Source organism: Streptomyces fumanus (assembly GCF_014655295.1).
GTDB classification, from domain to species: Bacteria; Actinomycetota; Actinomycetes; order Streptomycetales; family Streptomycetaceae; genus Streptomyces; species Streptomyces fumanus.
The window spans coordinates 24,035-45,029 of sequence record NZ_BNBI01000010.1 but is presented as its reverse complement, the minus strand read 5'-3'; the positions used below and the strand labels follow the sequence as shown (position 1 = coordinate 45,029).

Below are 20,995 nucleotides of genomic sequence, written 5' to 3'. Positions count from 1 at the left end.
GACTTCACCCGGACGCCCTGTCCGTCACCCGTCCGCCGAGAAGAGTCATATTTCACTCACAGTCAGCACCCGTTTGGGAAACGACCCTTGGGACACATGGACTCTCGACGGATCCGCTGTGCACCAGTACCGTCACAAACCCCCCGCGCGGCGTCTATCCACTTGGCGCGACGTCCGCATCATGGATGACCATAGGGATGCGGAAAGCAAGGAAGACCGCTTGAGAGGAGGCGTCCATGGGATCGGTACGCAAGGCGAGTGCGTGGCTCGGCCTCGTCGACGACAACGATGACGAGCGCTATTACGACGACGACTACTCCGAGGGCTCCGAGTCCCAGGACGCCTGGGTGACGGACCCGCGGGTGAAGGTGGCCGCGGACACCGCCGAGGAGCGGGGCCGCCGCATCGGCACCGTGACGCCGGACAGCTTCCGGGACGCGCGGGCCATCGGCGAGCTGTTCCGGGAGGGGGTCCCGGTCATCATCAACCTCACGGCCATGGACGCCGGGGACGCCAAGCGGGTGGTCGACTTCGCGGCCGGGCTGATCTTCGGGCTGCGCGGGTCGATCGAGCGGGTCTCCAACCGGGTCTTCCTGCTGAGCCCGGCCGACACCCAGGTGATCAGCGGCGAGCCCGCCGCCCACCGCTCGGACGGCTTCTTCAACCAGAGCTGAGGCGGGGCCGCGCAGCACGGCCCCGCCCGCACGTCTTCCGCTTTCCCGCCGGCCTACCGGAACGCGTCCAGTCCGGTGAGCGCCTTGCCCAGCACGAGCTGGTGCATCTCGACGGTGCCCTCGTAGGTGAGCACCGACTCCAGGTTCGTCGCGTGCCGCATCACGGGGTACTCCAGGGAGATCCCGTTGGCCCCGAGGACCGTCCGCGCGGTCCGGCAGATCTCGATCGCCTCCCGTACGTTGTTGAGCTTCCCGAAGCTGACCTGCTCGGGCCGGAGGCTCCCCGCGTCCATGCGCCGCCCGAGGTGGTGGGCGAGCAGGATGCCCTTGTGCAGTTCGACCGCCATGTCGGCGAGCTTGGCCTGGGTGAGCTGGAACCCGCCGATCGGCCGCCCGAACTGCTCCCGCGTCCGCGCGTACTCCACCGCCGCCTCGAAGCAGCTCCGGGCCGCGCCCATGGCGCCCCAGACGATCCCGTACCGGGCGTGCGACAGGCAACTGAGCGGTCCGCGCAGCCCGGTGACCTCCGGCAGCACCGCGTCGGCGGGCAGCCGTACGTCGTCCAGGACGAGTTCGCTGGTGACGGAGGCGCGCAGGGACCACTTGTGCTTGATCTCCGGCGCGGAGAAGCCGGGAGCGTCGGTCGGGACCACGAAGCCCCGGATGCCGTCGTCGGTCCGCGCCCACACCACCGCGACACCGGCCACCGACCCGTTGGTGATCCACATCTTGCGGCCGCTGAGCACCCAGTCCGATCCGTCGCGCTTGGCGTAGGTGCGCAGGGAGGCGGGGTCGGAGCCGTGGTCGGGCTCGGTCAGGCCGAAGCAGCCGATGACCTCGCCGGCCGCCATGCGCGGCAGCCAGGTCCGCTTCTGCTCCTCGCTGCCGAAGCGGTGGATGGCGTACATGGCGAGGGAGCCCTGGACGGAGACCAGGGAGCGGATGCCGGAGTCGGCGGCCTCCAGCTCCAGGCAGGCCAGTCCGTACTGGACCGCGCTGGCGCCGGCGCAGCCGTAGCCGGTGAGCGACATGCCGAGGGCGCCGATCGCGCCGAGTTCGCGGGCGAGGTCGCGCAGGACGGGCAGCTCGCCCTGCTCGTACCAGTCGGCGATGTGCGGCAGGACCCGGTCGGCGGCCCAGGTGCGCACGGTGTCACGGACGGCGAGGTCCTCGGGGGACAGCAGGTCGTCGAGGCCGAGGGGGTCGGCCGGATTGAAGGACGCGGACATGGGACACCCTCCGGGACAGTGAAACTAGCACTGCTAGTTACGGCTCGGCCCCGACGTTACGACGCACGGTGCCGCGCGTCCAGCCACTCTCCCCCGCCCGCCGGCCGCCGCCCCCCACGGGCGACGTTCACCTCTTGTCGAGACAGTAAACGCGCGGTGCGCGGGCGGGAGGACGAACCCCCGCGCGACGGAGCGCCCCGGCGCCCGGTCGATAATCGAGCCCGTGACCGATCTTGTGACGCGCTCCGCGCCGGCCCTCCGCCGGGCCGCCCCCGCCCTGCTGGGCTACGCGGCCGTCCGCGCCCTGGGCCTGCTCGTCCTGGCCCTGTGGAGCGCCGCCCGCGACAAGAGCGCGTACACGCTGCTCACCGCCCGCTGGGACTCCCTCTGGTACACCCGGGTGGCCACCGGGGGCTACGGCCACGAGGTGAAGCTGCCGAACGGCGACGTCCACTCCGACCTGGCGTTCTTCCCGCTGCTGCCCTGGCTGGAGCGGCTCGGCGCGGCGGTGACGCCGCTGCCGGCCGCCGACGCGGGCTTCGCCGTGAGCCTGCTCGCCTCGCTCGCCGCGGCCTGGGGGATCTTCGCGGTCGGGGAGCGGGTGGCCGGGTGGCGCGCCGGGGTCTGCCTGGTGCTGCTGTGGGCCGTGCTGCCGGTCGGGATCGTGCAGTCGATGGCGTACAGCGAGTCGCTGTTCACGGCGCTGGCGGCCTGGTCGCTGTACGCGGTGCTGACCGGCCGCTGGGTGACGGCCGGGAGCCTCGCCCTGCTGGCCGGGCTGACCCGTCCGGTGGGGCTGGCCGTCGCGGCGGCGGTGTGGGCGGGCGCCGTCGCGGCCCTCGCCCGCGGCCCGGTCCCCGGCGGGCGGGCGCGACCGGTCCTCGGCATGGCGCTCGCGCCCCTGGGCGCCGCCGGGTACGTGCTGTGGGTCGGCCACCGCACCGGCACCGGCCCGCTCGGCTACCTCGACGTCCAGGCCGGCTGGCGCAACGGGTTCGACGGCGGCCTGGCCTTCGCCCGCTTCGCCGCCGAACGGTTCACGTCGTTCCCGGCCGCCCTCGCGGGCCTCGGCCTGACCGCCGGGGTGGCCCTGGTGGTGTGGCTGTACGCGGCCGGCGTACGGCAACGGCTGCCGCTGCCGCTGCTGGTGTACGGGGGGATCGTCACCGCGCTCGCCCTGGGCGCGTCGGGCTACTTCGGCTCCAAGCCGCGGCTGCTGCTGCCCGCCTTCCCGCTGCTGCTGCCGCTCGCCGCGGCCCTCGCCCGGCCGCGCACCGCACGGTCCGCGCTGGTCGTGACGGGTGTGGCGGTGGGGTCGGCGGTGTACGGGGCGTTCTGGCTGAACGGCTCCGGTCCGCCCTGACCGCCCCGGACACGCTCGGTGAGCGGCGGGAGAATTCGGCGCCAGCATTCGGTGAACGAATTCATAAGCACGATAAAACCGCCACCCGGAATGATCAAAAGAAATGCAGGCCACGGAAGGCATGATGCCCGGAATCCCGGGAATTAGGGTTCGTTCTGAGAGGAATCCCACATCACATCGTCATCACAAAGCCGTTGATTCGGCGGGGATCGCTCCTCACTCGCTGTAACGTCGATTGGGTGCGTACCGAACGGAACCTCACCCGTCTGGACCGGGTGTTCGCGAGACTGGACCGTGAGCCCGAACGGCCGGTCCACCTCGATGTGCCGAAGATGAGCCGGCACCGGATTGCCTTGTTCTCCGGGTCCCTCGCCTTCTATGTGGCGATCGTGTGGGCGGTGGTGATCACCTCCTGGCTGGTCCGGCTCGACTGGCAGGTCATGTTCTTCCGGCCGTACCAGCAGTGGCCGGAGATCCACGCCTTCGTCGACTACTACGTGGTGCTGGGCCAGCGCGGCCCCACCGCCGTGATGGTCGCCGCGTGGCTGGGCTGGCGCTCCTGGCGGCAGCACACGCTGCGTCCGCTGCTGGCGCTCGGCGCCTCCCTGCTGCTGCTGAACATCACCGTGGGCGCCGCCAAGTACGGGATGGGGCGCCTGGGACCGCACTACGCGACCACCGTCGGCTCGAACGAGATGTGGGCCGGCGGCGATATATTTCCGAGCGGTCACACCGCCAACGCCGTGGTGACCTGGGGCATCCTGGCCTATCTGGCCTCCACGCCCCGGGCCCGCCGCTGGCTGTCCGCCGTCTCCGCGGTGACCTCGCTCGGGGTCGGGATGTCCACCGTGTACCTCGGTACGCACTGGCTGAGCGACGTGGTCCTCGGCTGGGTCGCGGGGCTGCTGATCCTGCTGGCGCTGCCGTGGTGCGAGCCGCTGATCGCCCGCTGCGAGGCGTGGCTGCTCGGGCTGCGCGACCGCTGGTCCGCCCGGTCCGGGCGCCCGGCGCCCGCGGCGGCCACGCCCGTGGTGCTCGCCCCGGCCGTCGCCGACCCCGACGCCCCGGCGCGCGAGCCGGTCGCGGCGGCCCGCTCCCGGGGGGTCCACCTGGCGCCGGGCCCGCACACCAGCCGCTCCGAGCGCACCCCGGTCACCCCGGTCGGCAGCCGCCGCCCGCCGCACCCCGAGCGGCATCCGCGGGGCACGGCCTCGACCGCCCGGCCCACCTCGGGGAGCTGACCGGCGGCCGGCCGGCGCGGGGGGCCGGTACGCACGCCCCTTCCCCCCGTGCCGTCGCCGCCGTCGCCGTCAGCCCTTCCAGGCCCGGGTCACCCGGCCGTCCCGTACCTCGAAGTTGAGCCGCCCCGCGCGGTACTCCATGGTGATGATCGCGCCGGGCGGCAGGGACCGCACCGTCGACCAGCCGCGCTCCCGCGCGCGCCGCTCGGCCGCGCCGGAGTCGAGGCCCACGTAGGCGTCCGGGCTGTCCTGGGGTTCGGCCGGGGGTGTCGGATTCGGTGCCATGGCGCCACGCTAAGCCCTGCCCGGCGGCCAGGGAAGCCCGGCCCGGCGGACCGGGGCGCCGGGTCCGGGGCCCTCGGGCCGGGGTGCGCATCCGGTGACGGTCACACTTCTGTCACAAGATCACGACACATGTTTCGGCGGAACTCCGTCACCCGGACGAGCGGTTCGGCGGTTCCGTCCGGAGCAATGGCGGGACATTATCGCGGGCCCTCCCGGCCCTTCGAAAGACCGGGCGAAAAGGGCCGCGTGAAAAGCGGCTCCCGAACCTTCATTCCCGTTCCGTTCGCCCCTTCGCACGGCGCGGCCGAAAAGCGCCGGAAAGCCCGCGGATTCACAGCGGCGGCACACCGGGCGCACATCGTCTCCGTACGCCCTCTGTCGGGCGGGCCGGGTCGCGAGCATCATGGCGGGCCCGGGAGACGTTCGGCGAAGGGGCGGGCGAGCGATGGGAACGCAGACCGTACGGCCGGTGACCGGTCCGGCGCGGACGCGGCGGCCGGGGCGGCTGGTGATCGACTGGCTGACCACCACGGACCACAAGAAGATCGGCCATCTCTACCTGATCACGTCGTTCGTGTTCTTCCTGATCGCCGGGGTCATGGCGCTGCTGATGCGCGCCGAACTGGCCCGGCCGGGACTGCAACTCGTCGACAACCAGCAGTTCAACCAGTTGTTCACGATGCACGGCACGATCATGCTGCTGCTCTTCGCGACGCCGAGCTTCGCGGGCTTCGCCAATGAGCTGATGCCGCTCCAGATCGGCGCCCCGGACGTGGCCTTCCCCCGGCTGAACATGCTGTCGTACTGGCTGTTCCTGTTCGGCGGGCTGATCGTGCTGGCGTCGCTGCTGGTGCCCTCGGGGCCGGCCGCGTTCGGCTGGTTCGCCTACGCGCCGCTCAACAGCCAGACGCACTCCCCCGGCATCGGCGCCGACCTGTGGATCATGGGGCTGGCGCTGTCCGGGTTCGGGACGATCCTCGGCGCGGTCAACTTCCTCACCACGATCGTGGGGATGCGCGCGCCCGGCATGACCATGTTCCGGATGCCGATCTTCGTGTGGAACACGCTGTTCACCTCGATCCTGATCCTGGTCGCCTTCCCGGTGCTGGCGGCGGCCCTGCTGGTGCTGGAGGCGGACCGGCGGTTCGGCTCGCAGGTGTTCGCCTCGGCCAACGGCGGGGCGCTGCTGTGGCAGCACCTGTTCTGGTTCTTCGGGCACCCGGAGGTCTACATCATCGCGCTGCCGTTCTTCGGCATCGTCAGCGAGATCATCCCGGTCTTCAGCCGCAAGCCGCTGTTCGGCTATCTGACGCTGGTGGCGGCCACCATGGCGATCACCGGTCTGTCGCTGGTGGTGTGGGCGCACCACATGTTCGCCACGGGTGCGGTGCTGCTGCCGTTCTTCTCCTTCCTGAGCTTCCTGATCGCGGTGCCGACCGGGGTGAAGTTCTTCAACTGGACCGGCACCATGCTCAAGGGCTCGCTCTCCTTCGAGACGCCGATGCTGTGGGCGACCGGCTTCCTGGTGTCGTTCCTGTTCGGCGGTCTGACCGGGGTGATCCTGGCGTCGCCGCCGCTGGACTTCCACGTCACCGACAGCTACTTCGTCGTCGCCCACTTCCACTACGTCGTCTTCGGCACCGTGGTCTTCGCGACCTTCGCCGGCTTCTTCTTCTGGTGGCCCAAGTTCACCGGCAAGCTGCTCGACGAGCGGCTCGGCAAGATCCAGTTCTGGACGCTGTTCACCGGCTTCCACACCACCTTCCTGGTGCAGCACTGGCTGGGCGCGGAGGGGATGCCGCGCCGGTACGCGGACTACCTCGCCGCCGACGGCTTCACCGCGCTGAACACCCTGTCGACCATCGGCGCGTTCCTGCTCGGCTTCTCCACCCTGCCGTTCCTCTACAACGTCTGGAAGACCGCGAAGTACGGCGCGAAGGTCGGCGTCGACGACCCCTGGGGCTTCGGCCGCTCCCTGGAGTGGGCGACCTCCTGCCCGCCGCCCCGGCACAACTTCACCGCGCTGCCCCGGATCCGCTCGGAGTCCCCGGCGTTCGACCTGCACCATCCCCGGTACGCGGCCGAGGCCCCGCAGCCCGAGCCACCGCGGCATCAAGCCGATCCCGAGCGGTCCTGACCGCCTCGACCAGCTCCACCGGCTCCAGCACCTCGAAGCCGAAGCCCAGCATCATCACGTGCACCACCAGGGCGTCCAGGCTCGCGGCGCCGGTGCGCAGCAGGCAGCTTCCCGGGCCCTCCGCCGTCAGCACCCCGTCCGACGGCGACACCCGCGCCGCCGCCTCGGCCGGCGGCACCAGCAGCCGGACCACGGCACGGGCGGCGTACGCGTGGGTGGACACGCCCCGGGAGACATAGGCGGCGAGGTCCTCGGCGGGCGGCTCGCGCGGGGTGAAGCGCGGCCCGTGCGGCGGCCTCGGGGTGAGCCGGTCCACGCGGAAGGTCCGCCAGCCGGCCCGCTCCGGGTCGTAGGCGACCAGGTACCAGCGGCGCTCGGTGCACACCAGGCGGTACGGCTCCACCGTGCGGCGGGTGACGGTGCCGTCGTGGCCCACGTACTCCAGGCGCAGCCGCTGGGCGTCCCGGCACAGGTGGGCCAGTTCGGTCAGGACGGCGGGGTCGACGGCGGCGGGGCCCGGGCCGCGCAGCATCGGCACGGTGAACTCGGTGAGCGCGCCGACCCGGCGGCGCAGCTTGTGCGGCAGCACCTGCTCCAGCTTGGCCAGCGCCCGCACCGAGCTCTCGCCGATGCCCTCGATGCCCTGTCCGGCGGCGGTGCGCAGGCCCACGGCGACGGCGACGGCCTCGTCGTCGTCCAGCAGCAGCGGCGGGAGTTCGGCGCCCGCGCCGAGCCGGTAGCCGCCGCCGGTGCCGGAGCTGGCGTCCACCGGGTAGCCCAGTTCGCGCAGCTTGTCCACGTCCCGGCGGACGGTGCGCGGGGTGACGCCGAGGCGCTCGGCGAGGTCGGCGCCGGACCACTCGCGGTGGGCCTGGAGGAGGGAGAGCAGACGCAGCAGACGTGCCGAGGTCTCGAGCATGGGGGCGAGTCTGGCAGCCCTCGCGGTCAGGTGCTGTCCTCGGTGCCCGGTGACGGGCCCGGACCGGTGGTGACCGCCGGTGCGGTACGGGCCGGCCGCGACGGCACCGGCGACGACCACCGAACCCCCGTAAATGCCGCGCGGAGTAGCGGAGTTGACCGTAGGAGACCGGTTCCGGCCGGGCGGTTCGATTCCGTTCGCCGCGGGGCGTGACCCCCGCCGCGGATCGGCCGTTGTCTTCTTCATGAGCCGGGGACCCGCCCCGACCACGGACCGGGAGCCGCCCGGTCCCGCCGTGTACCGCATCCGAGGGAGTCACCCGTGCCGCGCATGCTCGACGTCAGCGACGAGGTACGCGCCGAGATCGGCGACGAAGAAGCCGAGCGCCTGCTCGCCGGAGCGACCGCCCCGGGCAGTTACGACTGCACGTCCTGCCGCACCCCCGGCGACTGCGAGCAGGAGCGCACCAGCACCGTGCTGTTCGTCGGGGAGGAGACCGCCGTCCTCGCCTTCGCCCACGCGAGCTGTCTGCCCTCGCAGGTCGTCAAGGTGACCGAGGAGCAGCTCCGCGGAGCGGTGCGGTCCATCAGCGGGGACACCGTGGACCACGAACCGGAGAAGGCCGTGCCCGAGCAGGCGGTCCTCGGCGTGACCAGCGGACTGGTCCTGATCGCCGGGGAGCTGCACCCCGCGCTGGTCGTGGAGCCGACCGCGCCCGTGGTGCGGCCCGGCGGCAGCGGGCCCGGCGACGAGTTCCTGCCGCTCCTCGTCGAGCAGGGCTTCCTGCCCGTGGCCGACCTGGCCGCCGTCCCGCCCGTGCTGCACGGCTGGTCGGTGCTGCTCGCCGCCGGCCAGTTGCACGCGGTGCTCCAGCCGGGCGGCGAGAGCGGCCGGCCGGTCGCCTGGTGGCAGGCGCACCAGCCGCTCCAGGTCACCGAGGGCTGGCGGACGGCGGCCGGCAAGCACCAGCAGGTGCTGCTGTTCGCCGCGCCGGTCGGTGCGATCGGCCGGCAGCCCCGCGAGGATCTGCTGCGCGACGCCCTGGACAAGGCCGCGGCCGGCGGCCGGCTGGTCGCCGCGGCGCTGCCGCTCGCGGGCACCTGACCGCCTCCGCCGCCGGGCCCGCGCCGCCCGGCCGCATCCCTTCGGCCCCGGGGTCGTTTGCACAGATGTGCACGCATACGACGCCTTTCACCGCCAGGGCGGCCCCTCGGCCACGCCGATCTACGACGCGCTCTACGCCGAGTACCTCCGGTCCTTCCGCTCGCTGCCGGGCGACCGCAGCGGCGAGGAGCAGTTCGGGTTCACCTCGTTCCGCCTCATTCCGCGCAGCCGGGGCGCGTACAGCGCCTACAGCGCCGGGGCGCACACCGCCCGGCTGGGCGTGCACCACGTCCCCGCGCTGCCACCGGCCCCGCGCCGGGGCGCCTGACCCGCGGGCGCCTGACCCGTGGAACACGGCGAGGGCGGCCCCACCGGGACCGCCCTCGCGCCGTCGTCCGCCTACTTCTTCTTGGCGCCGCGCTTCTCGCGCACCCGCACCGAGATGTGGATCGGCGTGCCCTCGAAGCCGAACTCCTCGCGCAGCCGGCGCTCGATGAACCGGCGGTAACCGGCCTCGATGAACCCGGTCGCGAACAGCACGAACCGCGGCGGCTTGGTGCCCGCCTGGGTGCCGAACAGGATGCGCGGCTGCTTGCCGCCCCGGATCGGGTGCGGGTGGGCGGCGACCAGCTCGCCCAGGAACGCGTTGAGCCGGCCGGTCGGGATCCGGGTCTCCCAGCCCGCCAGGGCCGTCTCGATCGCCGGGACCAGCTTCTCCATGTGACGGCCGGTACGCGCCGAGACATTGACCCGGGGCGCCCACGCCACCTGGCCCAGCTCGGTCTCGATCTCCCGCTCCAGGTAGTAGCGGCGCTCCTCGTCCAGGGTGTCCCACTTGTTGAAGGCCAGGACGATCGCCCGGCCGGCCTCCACCGCCATGGTGACGATCCGCTGGTCCTGCACCGAGATCGACTCCGAGGCGTCGATCAGGATGACGGCGACCTCGGCCTTCTCCACCGCCGCGGCGGTGCGCAGCGAGGCGTAGTAGTCGGCGCCCTGCTGGAGGTGGACGCGCTTGCGGATGCCCGCCGTGTCGACGAACTTCCAGGTGACGCCGCCCAGTTCGATCAGCTCGTCGACCGGGTCGCGGGTGGTGCCGGCCAGTTCGTTGACGACGACCCGCTCCTCGCCCGCCACCTTGTTCAGCAGCGAGGACTTGCCGACGTTCGGGCGGCCGATCAGGGCGATGCGGCGCGGTCCGCCGACCCCGCCGCCGAAGGTCTGCTCCGGGGCCTCGGGCAGCGCCTCCAGCACCTGGTCCAGCATGTCGCCGGTGCCCCGGCCGTGCAGCGCGGAGACCGGGTACGGCTCGCCGAGGCCCAGCGACCACAGGGCGGCCGCGTCGGCCTCGCCGCTGGGGCCGTCGACCTTGTTGGCGCAGAGCACGACCGGCTTGCCGGCCTTGCGCAGCAGCCGGACCACGGCCTCGTCGGTGTCGGTGGCGCCGACCTTGGCGTCCACCACGAAGACCACCGCGTCGGCGGCCTCGATGGCGTACTCGGCCTGCGCGGCGACCGAGGCGTCGATGCCGAGGACGTCCTGCTCCCAGCCGCCGGTGTCGACGACCTTGAAGCGGCGGCCCGCCCACTCGGCCTCGTAGGTGACGCGGTCGCGGGTGACGCCCGGCTTGTCCTCGACGACCGCCTCGCGGCGGCCGATGATCCGGTTCACCAGGGTCGACTTGCCGACATTGGGGCGGCCGACGACGGCGAGGACGGGCAGCGGGCCGTGCCCGGCCGCCTCGATCGCGCCCTCGACCTCCTCGATGTCGAAGCCCTCTTCCGCGGCCAGCTCCATGAACTGCGCGTACTCGGCGTCGCCAAGCGCCCCGTGGTCGTGCTCCGCGCCCGAGCCCTCGGGGTGGATGTCGTCGTTCATGAAGTCCGTACCTCGTTCATCGTGGTGATCGGTGGAGCACCCCTGTACCGGGTGATCCACTACTCAAGTGTTACCTAGCGCCCGGTGAGGCGCCTGGCGTGCTCCAGGTGCGCGCTGAGCTGCTTCTGGATGCGCTCGGTCGCCTCGTCCAGCGCCTTGCGGGTGCGCCGCCCGCTGCCGTCGCCCGCCTCGAAGGGATCGCCGAAGACGACGTCCACCCGGGAGCGCAGCGGGGGCAGCGCCTTTATCAACCGTCCGGGCCGCTCCGCGCTTCCCAGGACGGCGATCGGCACGATCGGGGCGCCGCTGCGGACCGCGAAGTAGGCCAGGCCCGCGCGGAGCGAGGCGAAGTCGCCCTCGCCCCGGGTGCCCTCGGGGAATATGCCGAGGACCCCGCCGGCGGACAGCACGTCCAGCGCCCGGCCGATCGCGGTGCGGTCGGTGGTGGTGCGGTCGACCTCGACCTGGCCGATGGCGGTCAGGAACGGGTCGAGCGGGCCGACGAACGCCTCCTTCTTGATCAGGAAGTGCGTCGGCCGGGGCGCCACGCCCATGACCATGGGCCCGTCGATGTTGTGCGAGTGGTTGACGGCGAAGATCACCGGGCCGGTCGCGGGCACCTTCCAGGCGCCGAGCACGCGCGGCCGCCACAGGCCGTACATCAGGCCGACGCCGATGCGCCGCCCGATCTCGGCGCCCCGCTCGGACGGTGCTGTCACTTGGCCGCCCGCTTCTCCTCGACGAGGGTGACGACGCACTCGACGACCTGCGGCAGGGTGAGGTCGGTGGTGTCCACCTCGACGGCGTCGTCGGCCTTGGCCAGCGGGGAGGTCTTGCGGCTGGAGTCGGCCGCGTCCCGCTTGATCAGGGCCTCCCGGGTGGCCCGCACGTCGGCGCCGGGCAGCTCGCCGCTGCGGCGGGCGGCGCGGGCCTCGGCGGAGGCGGTGAGGAAGATCTTCAGGTCGGCGTCCGGCAGGACCGTGGTGCCGATGTCCCGGCCCTCGACGACGATGCCGAGCGGCGCCGAGGCGGCGATGGACCGCTGCAGCTCGGTGATCCGGGCCCGCACCTCGGGGACCGCGCTGACCGCGCTGACCTTGGCGGTGACCTCCGGGGTGCGGATCGGGCCGGAGACGTCCACGCCGTCGACGGTGATGGTCGGCTCGTGCGGGTCGGTGCCGGAGAGGATCTCGGGCTTGCCGGCCGCGGCGGCGACCGCGTGCGGGTCGTCGGTGTCGATGCCGTTGGTGACCATCCACCAGGTGATCGCCCGGTACTGGGCGCCGGTGTCCAGGTAGCTCAGGCCGAGCTGCGCGGCGACGGCCTTCGACGTGCTCGACTTGCCCGTGCCGGAGGGGCCGTCGATGGCGACAATCACTGCCGGGGCGGTCGGGGCGGCGCCGTTTTCCACGGGGGGACACCTTCCTGGTGCGGTGTGGTGAGTGCGGTGCGGGGCACGAGCGCGCCCCGCACCAGGTTACTGGCTCCCCGCGCCCCTTCGGACCGGTGTGCGGTCCGGCCGCCGGGACCGTACGGGCCCGGCCGTCACTGCCGGATCGCCCAGCCCCGTTCCCGCAGGGCCGCCGTGAGGCCGGCGGCGGCCTGCGGCTCCACCGTGAGCTGCACCAGCCCGGCCTGCTGCCCGGTGGCGTGCTCGATGCGTACGTCCTCGATGTTGACGCCCGCCAGCCCCGCGTCGGCGAAGATCCGCGCCAACTGGCCGGGCTGGTCGTCGATGAGCACGGCGACGGTCTCGTAGGCCCGGGGCGCGGTGCCGTGCTTGCCCGGCACCCGGACCTGCCCGGCGTTGCCCCGCCGCAGGACGGCCTCGATGCCCTCGGTCCCCCGCCGGCGCTTCTCCCCGTCGGCGGACTCCAGGGCGCGCAGCGCCCGTACCGTCTCCTCCAGGTCGGCGGCGACCTCGGTGAGCAGGTCGGCGACCGGGCCGGGGTTGGCGGAGAGGATGTCGATCCACATCCGGGGGTCGGAGGCGGCGATCCGGGTCACGTCGCGGATGCCCTGCCCGCACAGCCGTACGGCGCTCTCCTCGGCGTGCTCCAGGCGGGCGGCGACCAGGCTGGAGACCAGGTGGGGCATGTGGGAGACGAGGGCGACGGCCCGGTCGTGGGCGTCGGCGTCCATCACCACGGGCACCGCGGCGCAGTGCGAGACCAGCTCCAGGGCGAGGTTCAGCACCTCGGTGTCGGTGTCCCCGGTCGGCGTCAGCACCCAGGGCCGGCCCTCGAACAGGTCGGCGGTGGCGGCCAGCGGACCGGACTTCTCCCGGCCGGACATCGGGTGGGTGCCGAGGTACGACGTGAGGTCCAGGCCCCGCGCCTGGAGCTGGCGCCGGGGGCCGCCCTTGACGCTGGCCACGTCGAGGTAGCCGCGGGCGGCGCCGCGCCGCATGGCGTCCGCGAGCACGTCGGCGACCAGGGCGGGCGGGGCGGCGACGATCGCCAGGTCGACGGGACCGTCCGGGGCGTCCTCGGTGCCGGCGCCGAGGGCGGCGGCGGTCCGGGCCTGCTCGGGGTCGTGGTCGGCGAGGTGGACGGTGACACCGCGCCGGGTCAGGGCGAGGGCGGCGGAGGTGCCGATCAGTCCGGTGCCGATGACGAGTGCGGTTCTCACTGGGCGATGTCCTTGCGCGGGTCGGCGGCACCGAGGGAGACGGGGTCGGGGCCGGCGCGCGGCCCGTCGGACCCGGTGCGGGCGAGGCGCCGGACGACGCGGGGCGCGGCACCCCGGCGCCGGGTTCCCGGTACCGCCGCGGCCGCGCTCCTCGCCGACCCGTCCTTCGGCTGGATGACCCGTCCAGCCTAGTCAGCTCCGGGACGGCCGGTGCGCGGCGCCCGGTCCCTGAGACGGCCGTGCGCCCGTGCGCGGGGGGCGCGTTTCGCCCCGCTCCTCCGGGTTGCTTCCGCTTCGCCCGCTTCGATGCCAAGATGCTCAACCGGCCGGACCCTCCCCCCTTTCCCGATTCCTCCCGGAGTGACGACATGACCCACAGTGCGACGCGCCGCACGGTTCTGCTGGCGACGGGCGCGACGGCGCTCACCGCGGGCTGCGGCGGCGGTGACGGAGACGGCGACGACGGCGACCGGAAGTCGGCGTCCCCCACCGCCACCGGCGGCGGCGAACTGGCGCGGACCGACGAGATCCCGGTGGGCGGCGGCAAGGTCTTCAAGGACCGCAAGGTCGTGGTGACCCAGCCCGAGAAGGGAGACTTCAAGGCGTTCTCCGCGATCTGCACCCATCAGGGCTGCACGGTGGCGGAGGTGGCCGGCGGCACCATCAACTGCGCCTGCCACGGCAGCAGGTTCGCCCTCGCGGACGGCGCGGTGCGGAAGGGCCCCGCCACCGAGCCGCTGCCCGTGGAACGGATCACGGTGGAGGACGGCTCCGTCCGGCTGACCTGACGGGCCCTGACCGGCCGGGTCCCCCGCACCCGGCCGGTCAGGCGTCCCAGAGCGCCCCGAAGACCAGCAGCTCGCCGCGGTGCTCGATCCGGTCGGCCCAGGCGTCCGGCCAGGCGTCGGCGCCCAGGTACGCGCCCGCGAAGGCGCCGGCGAGGCAGGCGATCGAGTCGGAGTCGCCGGAGGTGCAGGCGGCCCGGCGCAGCGCGGTCAGCGGCTCCTCGGGGAAGAGCAGGAAGCACAGCAGCCCGGTCGCCAGGGCCTCCTCGGCGATCCAGCCCGCGCCGGTGGCCAGGCACGGGTCGGTCTCCGGCGAGACGGTGCGCACGGCGTCCGCGAGCCGGTCGAGGATCGCCAGGCACTCGTCCCAGCCGCGGGCGATGAAGCGCTCCGGGTCCGGGTCCTGGGCGCGGGTCCACAGGTCGCCGAGCCAGCGCTCGTGGTAGCGGGTGCGGTTGTCCCGGGCGTACCCGCGCAGCGACCCGATCAGCTCGCCGGGCCCGGTGCCGGTGGCGAGCAGCCGTACCGCGTGCGCGGTGAGGTCGGAGGCGGCGAGCGCGGTGGGGTGCCCGTGGGTGAACGCGGACTGCGCCTGCGCGGCGCCCGCCCGCTGTTCGTCGCTCAGCCCGGGGGCGAGGCCGACCGGCGCGACCCGCATGTTGGCGCCGCAGCCCTTGGAGTGGAGCTGGCTGGCGTCCCGCCAGGGGCGGTGTTCGTCCTCGAGCAGGCCGCATGCCGTCAGGCAGGTGTTGCCCGGCGCCCGGTTGTTCTCCGGGGAGCGGTACCAGGCGACGAACTCCTCGCGCAGCGGCCGCTCCAGCCCCTCGGGCCCCAGCACGCCCCGGTCCATGGCCGTCCGCAGCGCCCGGGCCAGCGCCAGGGTCATCTGGGTGTCGTCGGTGATCAGCGCGGGCTCGGGCAGCTCCAGGGCGCGCCACGGCCCGTACCGGGCGAGGATCGCGGGCACGTCGCTGAACTCGGTGGGGTAGCCGAGGGCGTCGCCCAGGGCGAGGCCGGTGAGCGCGCCGGTGGCGGCGCGCTTGGCGACGGTGGTCGTGGTCATGCGGGGTGTCCTTCCCGGGGCGTGCGGAGCAGGGGCGGGCGCAGGGCGGCGGCGGGGCCGGCCCGGTAGAGGGCGGCGGGTTTGCCCCGGCCGCCGGTCAGCCGGGCGGCGCCGGGGACGGGTTCGACGAAGCCGGGGGTGGCCAGGACCTTGCGCCGGAAGTTGGGCCGGTCGAGGGTGGTGCCCCAGACGGCCTCGTAGACCCGCTGGAGCTCCCCGAGGGTGAACTCGGCCGGGCAGAAGGCGGTGGCCAGGCAGGTGTGCTCCAGCTCGGCGCCCACCCGGTCCCGGGCGTCGGCCAGGATCCGGTCGTGGTCGAAGGCGAGGCCGCGGGCCTCGTCGCAGGGCACCCAGCGGGCCTGGGCGGCGTCGCTGCCGCCGCGCGGCTCGGGCGGGCCGGGCAGCAGCGCGGCGAAGGCGACGGAGACCACCCGCATCCGGGGGTCACGGCCGGGTTCGCTGTAGGTGCGCAGTTGCTCCAGGTACGGCCCGGTGACGTCGGTGAGGCCGGTCTCCTCGGCCAGCTCGCGCCGGGCCGCCGTCTCCGCCGACTCCTCGGGCCGTACGAAGCCGCCGGGCAGCGCCCAGCGTCCGGCGTACGGCTCCTGGCCGCGCTCCACGAGCAGGACGTGCAGGGCGTCCGCGCGCAGGGTGAACACCGCGAGGTCGACGGTGACGGCGAAGGGCTCGTAGGCGTGCTTGTCGTAACCGCGCACGACCGGCCACCCCCTTAATAGTCAGTGCGACTATAAAGAGGGCGGCCGGCCGGGACAACCCCTGAATCCGCGCGGGCTCCTAGAGGTCGACCTCCTTCATCAGCATGCCGACCTCGGTGTTCGACAGGCGGCGCAGCCAGCCGGACTTCTGGTCGCCCAGGGTGATCGGCCCGAACGCCACCCGCACCAGCTTGTCGACCGGGAAGCCGGCCTCGGCCAGCATCCGGCGGACGATGTGCTTGCGGCCCTCGTGCAGGGTGACCTCGACCAGGTAGTTCTTGCCGGTCTGCTCCACGACCCGGAAGTGGTCCGCGCGCGCGTAGCCGTCCTCCAACTGGATGCCGTCCTTGAGCCGCTTGCCCAGGTCGCGCGGGATCGGGCCGACGATGTGCGCGAGGTAGGTCTTGCGCACGCCGTACCGGGGGTGGGTCAGCCGGTGCGCCAGCTCACCGTGGTTGGTGAGCAGGATGACGCCCTCGGTCTCGGTGTCCAGGCGCCCCACGTGGAACAGCCGGGTCTCCCGGTTGGTGACGTAGTCGCCGAGGCACTGCCGCCCCTCCGGGTCCTCCATGGTGGAGACCACACCGGCGGGCTTGTTCAGCGAGAAGAACTGGTACGACTGGGTCGCCACGGTCAGGCCGTCGACCTTGACCTCGTCCTTCTCCGGGTCGACCCGCTTGCCCTGCTCCAGCACGATCTCGCCGTTGACCTCGACGCGCGCCTGCTCGATCAGCTCCTCGCAGGCCCGCCGGGAGCCGTAGCCCGCGCGGGCGAGGACCTTCTGCAGGCGCTCGCCCTCCTGCTCGGCGCCCGGGAAGGTCTTGGGCAGCTTGATGTCCTTCTTGCCCGCGTAACGGTCGCGGTTGCGCTCCTCGATCTGCGTCTCGTACTCACGCGGGCGCGCCGGGGCCGTGCGTCCCCGCTGCTGGGGCTTCTTCGGGCCGCCCTTGCTGCCGCCGCGGGCCGCGGGGCCGCGGCCCGACTTCGGGCCCTCGTGAGTGGCGCCGGGGCCGACGTCGTAGCGCCGCTCCTCCGGGCGCGGCCGCTTGGGCCGGCCGCCCTGCTTGTCGTCGCGGTTGCCGCCCGCGCCGCGGGGGGTGCCGCGGCCCGAGCTGCTCCCGCCGCGGCCGCCGCTGGTGCCACCACGGCTCCCGCCGTTGTTTCCGCTGCTGTTCCTGCCGCTGCTGCTTCGCATCAAAGTTCCGTCTTGTCGTCTGCGTCCTCGGAATCCGGAGCGTCCGGATCGAACGACGGGACCCCTTCCAGTGTCTCGGCCTCGATCGCCTCCGCCTCCGGGAGGAAGGGCGCCAGCTCCGGAAGCTCGTCCAGGCCCCGCAGGCCCATCCGCTCCAGGAAGTAGTTCGTCGTCACATACAGGATCGCACCTGTTTCGGGTTCCGTGCCCGCTTCCTCGACCAGACCCCGCTGGAGCAGGGTGCGCATCACGCCGTCGCAGTTCACTCCGCGCACCGCGGAGACCCGGCTGCGGCTGACCGGCTGGCGGTAGGCGACCACCGCGAGGGTCTCCAGCGCGGCCTGGGTGAGCCGGGCGTGCTGGCCGTCCAGGACGAAGCCCTCGACGGCGGCGGCGTACTCGGGGCGGCTGTAGAACCGCCAGCCACCCGCGACCAGCCGCAGCTCGAAGCCGCGGCCCTGGGCGGTGTACTCGTCGGCCAGTTCGCGCAGGGCGTCCGCGATCCGCCGCCGGGGCCGGCCCAGGATCTTCGCCAGCCGTTCCTCGGTGGCGGGCTCGTCCACGACCATGAGCACGGCCTCCAGGGCGGGCTTGAGGTCGAGATCGGCGCTCATGGCGTGCGCTCCTCCTTCGGCCGCTCGGCCGGCCGGTCGAACTCGTCGGTCACCGCGGGGCCGGTCTCCCCGTCCCCGCCGGTCCAGCGCACCAGCAGCTCGCCGAGGGCCGTCTCCTGCTCCAGGGCGACGGCCTTCTCCCGGTACAGCTCCAGCAGCGCCAGGAAGCGGGCGACGACGGTCAGGGTGTCGTCGGTGTCCCGCACCAGCTCCCGGAAGCTGGCCTCGCCCAGCTCCCGCAGCCGGGCGACCACGATCCCGGCCTGCTCCCGCACGCTGACCAGCGGCGCGTGGATGTGGTCGACGTACACCTGCGGCCTGGGCCTGGGCTGCATCGCCTTCACGGCGAGCCGGGCGAAGCCCTCCGCCCCGATGCTGATCACGACCTCGGGCAGCAGCTCGGCGTGGTGCGGCTCCAGGCCGACGGTACGGGGGTAGCGGCGGGCCTCGGCGGCGAGCCGCTCGTCGAGGATCTCGGCGATCCGCTTGTACGCCCGGTACTGCAGGAGCCGCGCGAACAGCAGGTCGCGGGCCTCCAGCAGCGCCAGGTCGGCCTCGTCCTCCACCTCGGCGGCGGGCAGCAGCCGGGCCGCCTTCAGGTCGAGCAGGGTGGCGGCGACCACCAGGAACTCGGTCGTCTGGTCGAGGTCCCAGTCCGGGCCCATCGCCCTGATGTGCGCCATGAACTCGTCGGTCACCTTGGACAGCGCCACCTCGGTGACGTCCATCTTGTGCCGCGCGATCAACTGGAGCAGCAGGTCGAAGGGCCCCTCGAAGTTCGCCAGCCGCACGGTGAAGACACCGTCACCGGCCTCGTCCCGCTCGGCACCGCCGGCCTCCGGCTCCGGTTCCGGTGCGGGCGCGGGCCCGGTCTCCGGCTCCCGTACGGGCTCGGGCCCGGCCTCCGGCTCCCGTACGGGCTCGGGACCGGTCTCCGGCTCCCGTACGGCCTCGGGACCGGTCTCCGGCTCCCGTACGGGCTCGGGACCGGCCTCCGGCTCCCGTACGGGCTCGGGACCGGTCTCCGGCTCCCGTACGGGCGAGGGCTCGGGACCGGTGTCCGGCCCCGGCTCCCGTACGGGCGAAGGCTCGGGACCGGTGTCCGGCTCCCGCTCCGGTGGGGCCAGCGGCCCCCTGCCCAGCGCGCGGCGGCGGCTGCCGGAGGGGCCGGGGCGGGGGGCGTCGTTCGAGGTCATGGCCTCCGCAGGCTATCGCTACCGTCCGCGCAGCCGGCGTACGAGGATGCTGGCGTCCCCCCGGGTCTCCAGGTCGGCGAGGACCACGGCGACCGCCTCGCGGACGATCCGGCCGCGGTCGACGGCCAGTCCGTGCTCGCCCCGGAGCACCAGCCGGGCGTGCTCCAGGTCCATCAGCTCCTCGGCGGAGACGTACACGGTGATCTTCTCGTCGTGCCGCTCGCGTCCGCTGGGGCGGCGGGCGGCGGCCCGGCCGCGCTTGCGGGGCGCCCCGGCGGCAGAACCTTCCTGCGCCTCCCCGCGCCGCCCGGCACCCCGGCTGCGCGGTTCGCCGTCCGCTCCCGGCTCGGCCTCCGCGGCCATGTGCTCCGTGCCCTCGCCGCCCTGCGCGGGCACCGACTGCGGGGCGTCCTCGGCGGCGGCCGGGTCGCTCTCCCCCGCCGGCGCCGGCACCCGGGCCTCGCCGTTGGCCTGGCGCCGCGGGGTGGACGCCTGGAGCGCCGTGCCCCCTGTGGTTCGGAAGAGTTCGTCGGCCCCCGGCAGACTCACTCGGCGTGACACCGGGCGAGCACCTCCCTGGCGAGCTGGCGGTAGGCGGCGGCACCGACGGAGTTGGAGGCGTACGTGGTGATCGGCTCGCCGGCGACCGTGGTCTCCGGGAAGCGGACCGTGCGGCCGATGACCGTGTGGTACACGTGGTCGTCGAACGCCTCGACGACCCGCGCCAGCACCTCACGGCTGTGCACCGTGCGCGAGTCGTACATGGTGGCGAGGATGCCGTCCAGCTCCAGGTCGGGGTTGAGCCGCTCCTGCACCTTCTCGATCGTCTCGGTCAGCAGCGCCACACCGCGCAGCGCGAAGAACTCGCACTCCAGCGGCACGATCACCTTGTGCGCGGCGGTCAGCGCGTTGACCGTGAGCAGGCCCAGCGAGGGCTGGCAGTCGATCACGATGTAGTCGTAGTCGTCCATCAGCGGCTTCAGCGCCCGCTGGAGGGTCGACTCGCGGGCGACCTCGCTGACCAACTGCACCTCGGCCGCCGACAGGTCGATGTTGCTGGGCAGCAGGTCCATGTTGGGGACCGCCGTCTTCAGCAGCACCTCGTCGGCCGCCATGCCCCGCTCCATGAGCAGGTTGTAGACGGTGAGGTCCAGCTCCATCGGGTTGACGCCGAGGCCGACCGAGAGGGCGCCCTGCGGGTCGAAGTCGACGAGCAGCACCCGGCGGCCGTACTCGGCGAGCGCGGCGCCCAGGTTGATGGTCGACGTGGTCTTGCCGACGCCGCCCTTCTGGTTGCACATCGCGATGATCTTCGCGGGGCCGTGGTCGGTCAGCGGGCCCGGGATCGGGAAGTACGGCAGCGGCCGTCCGGTCGGGCCGATGCGCTCGCGGCGCTGGCGGGCCGCGTCGGGCGCGAGCGTGGCCGCGTACTCCGGGTCGGGCTCGTACTCGGCGTCGGGGTCGTAGAAGTGCCCCTCGGGCAGTTCCTCGTAGTCGGCGAAGTGGTTGCGGGACGCGCCACTTCCGTCACCGGCCATGGCGTTCACGTGTTGGCCATCCATGCTCATGTGTGCTGTCGGAGTTGCCTGCGGACTCTGGTGGGCTGCGAAGGTGCGTACAGCGACGGAGCCGACAGCCTCGAACCGCCCGGGGCCTGCGGCCTGTGCGGGCATTCCTGGTTGACCACCCCCGGGAGTAAATGTCGACTCATTCACAAGTCGTCTTACCTCCTTGGTGACCAGGAAACTTCTAGACAGGTCAGCGTGGCACCATGCCGACGGTTGGCGACTCTATGGCGTGTCGGCCGTCCGCAGCAACACAATCCGCCGGACCCGGCCCGATGTGTCGGCAATGAAACATCCCTCTGTCAAGGGCGTACGGCCGTCGCACAGCAGGTTTCACCGGTGCGCGAATCGGTTGAAGCGTTACGTTCGAGGCGAGTTGACCGAGAATCGCAAAGTGACC

General features: G+C 73.1%; 20 protein-coding genes and 1 pseudogene. 7 read left to right on the top strand and 14 right to left on the bottom strand.

Annotated elements, in window-relative coordinates:
- The first annotated feature begins 236 nt into the window (after positions 1-236).
- A complete protein-coding gene (locus tag IE316_RS22325; protein ID WP_190206219.1) occupies positions 237-674 on the top strand; it encodes a cell division protein SepF in 438 nt (145 codons plus the stop codon).
- 53 nt (positions 675-727) lie between these two features.
- On the opposite strand, the gene IE316_RS22320 is transcribed toward IE316_RS22325, so the two are convergent.
- Positions 728-1,903 (bottom strand): acyl-CoA dehydrogenase family protein, encoded by a 1,176-nt coding sequence (locus IE316_RS22320; protein WP_190206218.1) that lies wholly within the window; start codon positions 1,901-1,903, stop codon positions 728-730.
- Between the two features lie 223 nt (positions 1,904-2,126).
- Between IE316_RS22320 and IE316_RS22315 the strand changes: the two genes are divergently transcribed.
- Both IE316_RS22315 and IE316_RS22310 read left to right on the top strand, forming a co-directional pair.
- Entirely contained in the window at positions 2,127-3,266 is a 1,140-nt protein-coding gene (locus IE316_RS22315) for a hypothetical protein (RefSeq protein WP_190206217.1), read from the top strand.
- Positions 3,267-3,505: 239 nt separating this feature from the next.
- Entirely contained in the window at positions 3,506-4,507 is a 1,002-nt protein-coding gene (locus IE316_RS22310) for a phosphatase PAP2 family protein (RefSeq protein WP_190206216.1), read from the top strand.
- A 69-nt stretch (positions 4,508-4,576) separates the two neighbouring features.
- On the opposite strand, the gene IE316_RS22305 is transcribed toward IE316_RS22310, so the two are convergent.
- Entirely contained in the window at positions 4,577-4,792 is a 216-nt protein-coding gene (locus tag IE316_RS22305; RefSeq protein ID WP_190206215.1) for an I78 family peptidase inhibitor, read from the bottom strand.
- Positions 4,793-5,237: 445 nt separating this feature from the next.
- Between IE316_RS22305 and ctaD the strand changes: the two are divergent.
- A pseudogene (gene ctaD, locus IE316_RS22300) lies at positions 5,238-6,920 on the top strand (aa3-type cytochrome oxidase subunit I); the annotation flags it as partial.
- Here ctaD and IE316_RS22295 read toward each other — a convergent pair.
- The gene (locus tag IE316_RS22295) at positions 6,808-7,848 is read right to left on the bottom strand and encodes a helix-turn-helix transcriptional regulator (protein ID WP_190206214.1); all 1,041 of its coding nucleotides are present in this window, start codon (positions 7,846-7,848) and stop codon (positions 6,808-6,810) included. The pseudogene ctaD and the gene IE316_RS22295 sit on opposite strands and share 113 nt — an antisense overlap.
- 321 nt (positions 7,849-8,169) lie before the next feature.
- On the opposite strand from IE316_RS22295, the gene IE316_RS22290 reads away from it, so the two are divergent.
- Positions 8,170-8,952 (top strand): DUF8842 C-terminal domain-containing protein, encoded by a 783-nt coding sequence (locus IE316_RS22290; protein ID WP_190206213.1) that lies wholly within the window; start codon positions 8,170-8,172, stop codon positions 8,950-8,952.
- A 67-nt stretch (positions 8,953-9,019) separates the two neighbouring features.
- Positions 9,020-9,280, top strand: a complete 261-nt coding sequence (locus IE316_RS22285) for a hypothetical protein (protein WP_190206212.1) — start codon at positions 9,020-9,022, stop codon at positions 9,278-9,280.
- A 71-nt stretch (positions 9,281-9,351) separates the two neighbouring features.
- Here IE316_RS22285 and der read toward each other — a convergent pair whose 3' ends face one another.
- The 4 genes from der to IE316_RS22265 all read right to left on the bottom strand — a co-directional run bounded on the left by der (position 9,352) and on the right by IE316_RS22265 (position 13,461).
- Positions 9,352-10,830 carry a ribosome biogenesis GTPase Der gene (gene der, locus IE316_RS22280; RefSeq protein ID WP_190206211.1) on the bottom strand — a complete coding sequence of 493 codons (1,479 nt, stop codon included), beginning with the start codon at positions 10,828-10,830 and terminating at the stop codon, positions 9,352-9,354.
- A gap of 74 nt (positions 10,831-10,904) precedes the next feature.
- Positions 10,905-11,588 carry a lysophospholipid acyltransferase family protein gene (locus tag IE316_RS22275; RefSeq protein WP_190206210.1) on the bottom strand — a complete coding sequence of 228 codons (684 nt, stop codon included), beginning with the start codon at positions 11,586-11,588 and terminating at the stop codon, positions 10,905-10,907.
- Positions 11,546-12,241, bottom strand: coding sequence for a (d)CMP kinase (gene cmk / locus IE316_RS22270; protein WP_190206209.1), 696 nt, complete (start codon positions 12,239-12,241; stop codon positions 11,546-11,548). The genes IE316_RS22275 and cmk overlap by 43 nt, the downstream gene beginning before the upstream one ends.
- A 134-nt stretch (positions 12,242-12,375) precedes the next feature.
- Complete coding sequence (locus tag IE316_RS22265) at positions 12,376-13,461, bottom strand: prephenate dehydrogenase (RefSeq protein WP_190206208.1); 1,086 nt, start codon at positions 13,459-13,461, stop codon at positions 12,376-12,378.
- Between the two features lie 368 nt (positions 13,462-13,829).
- On the opposite strand from IE316_RS22265, the gene IE316_RS22260 reads away from it, so the two are divergent.
- Positions 13,830-14,249: a Rieske (2Fe-2S) protein gene (locus tag IE316_RS22260; RefSeq protein ID WP_190206207.1), complete on the top strand. Its 420-nt coding sequence runs from the start codon at positions 13,830-13,832 to the stop codon at positions 14,247-14,249.
- A 37-nt stretch (positions 14,250-14,286) separates the two neighbouring features.
- Here the strand turns inward: IE316_RS22260 and IE316_RS22255 are convergent, their stop codons facing one another.
- The 7 genes from IE316_RS22255 to IE316_RS22225 form a co-directional block, all read right to left on the bottom strand.
- Positions 14,287-15,309, bottom strand: a complete 1,023-nt coding sequence (locus tag IE316_RS22255) for an ADP-ribosylglycohydrolase family protein (RefSeq protein ID WP_190206206.1) — start codon at positions 15,307-15,309, stop codon at positions 14,287-14,289.
- Entirely contained in the window at positions 15,306-16,025 is a 720-nt protein-coding gene (locus IE316_RS22250; RefSeq protein WP_190206205.1) for an NUDIX hydrolase, read from the bottom strand. The genes IE316_RS22255 and IE316_RS22250 overlap by 4 nt, the downstream gene beginning before the upstream one ends.
- Positions 16,026-16,104: 79 nt before the next feature.
- Positions 16,105-17,220, bottom strand: a complete 1,116-nt coding sequence (locus IE316_RS22245) for a pseudouridine synthase (RefSeq protein ID WP_190206204.1) — start codon at positions 17,218-17,220, stop codon at positions 16,105-16,107.
- Entirely contained in the window at positions 17,220-17,834 is a 615-nt protein-coding gene (gene scpB, locus IE316_RS22240) for an SMC-Scp complex subunit ScpB (protein WP_190206203.1), read from the bottom strand. Before scpB ends, IE316_RS22245 begins: the two co-directional genes overlap by 1 nt.
- The gene (locus IE316_RS22235) at positions 17,831-19,030 is read right to left on the bottom strand and encodes a segregation/condensation protein A (RefSeq protein ID WP_190206202.1); all 1,200 of its coding nucleotides are present in this window, start codon (positions 19,028-19,030) and stop codon (positions 17,831-17,833) included. Before IE316_RS22235 ends, scpB begins: the two co-directional genes overlap by 4 nt.
- An 18-nt stretch (positions 19,031-19,048) precedes the next feature.
- Entirely contained in the window at positions 19,049-19,591 is a 543-nt protein-coding gene (locus tag IE316_RS22230) for a hypothetical protein (RefSeq protein ID WP_190206201.1), read from the bottom strand.
- Positions 19,576-20,703: a ParA family protein gene (locus IE316_RS22225; protein WP_190206200.1), complete on the bottom strand. Its 1,128-nt coding sequence runs from the start codon at positions 20,701-20,703 to the stop codon at positions 19,576-19,578. Before IE316_RS22225 ends, IE316_RS22230 begins: the two co-directional genes overlap by 16 nt.
- Positions 20,704-20,995 lie beyond the last annotated feature (292 nt).

Coding starts and splice junctions, on each gene's coding strand:
- IE316_RS22325 (WP_190206219.1), top strand. CDS start 237: ATGGGATCGGTACGCAAGGCGAGTGCGTGGCTCGGCCTCGTCGACGAC.
- IE316_RS22320 (WP_190206218.1), bottom strand. CDS start 1,903: ATGTCCGCGTCCTTCAATCCGGCCGACCCCCTCGGCCTCGACGACCTG.
- IE316_RS22305 (WP_190206215.1), bottom strand. CDS start 4,792: ATGGCACCGAATCCGACACCCCCGGCCGAACCCCAGGACAGCCCGGAC.
- IE316_RS22295 (WP_190206214.1), bottom strand. CDS start 7,848: ATGCTCGAGACCTCGGCACGTCTGCTGCGTCTGCTCTCCCTCCTCCAG.
- der (WP_190206211.1), bottom strand. CDS start 10,830: ATGAACGACGACATCCACCCCGAGGGCTCGGGCGCGGAGCACGACCAC.
- IE316_RS22260 (WP_190206207.1), top strand. CDS start 13,830: ATGACCCACAGTGCGACGCGCCGCACGGTTCTGCTGGCGACGGGCGCG.
- IE316_RS22255 (WP_190206206.1), bottom strand. CDS start 15,309: ATGACCACGACCACCGTCGCCAAGCGCGCCGCCACCGGCGCGCTCACC.
- IE316_RS22245 (WP_190206204.1), bottom strand. CDS start 17,220: ATGCGAAGCAGCAGCGGCAGGAACAGCAGCGGAAACAACGGCGGGAGC.
- scpB (WP_190206203.1), bottom strand. CDS start 17,834: ATGAGCGCCGATCTCGACCTCAAGCCCGCCCTGGAGGCCGTGCTCATG.
- IE316_RS22235 (WP_190206202.1), bottom strand. CDS start 19,030: ATGACCTCGAACGACGCCCCCCGCCCCGGCCCCTCCGGCAGCCGCCGC.
- IE316_RS22225 (WP_190206200.1), bottom strand. CDS start 20,703: ATGCCCGCACAGGCCGCAGGCCCCGGGCGGTTCGAGGCTGTCGGCTCC.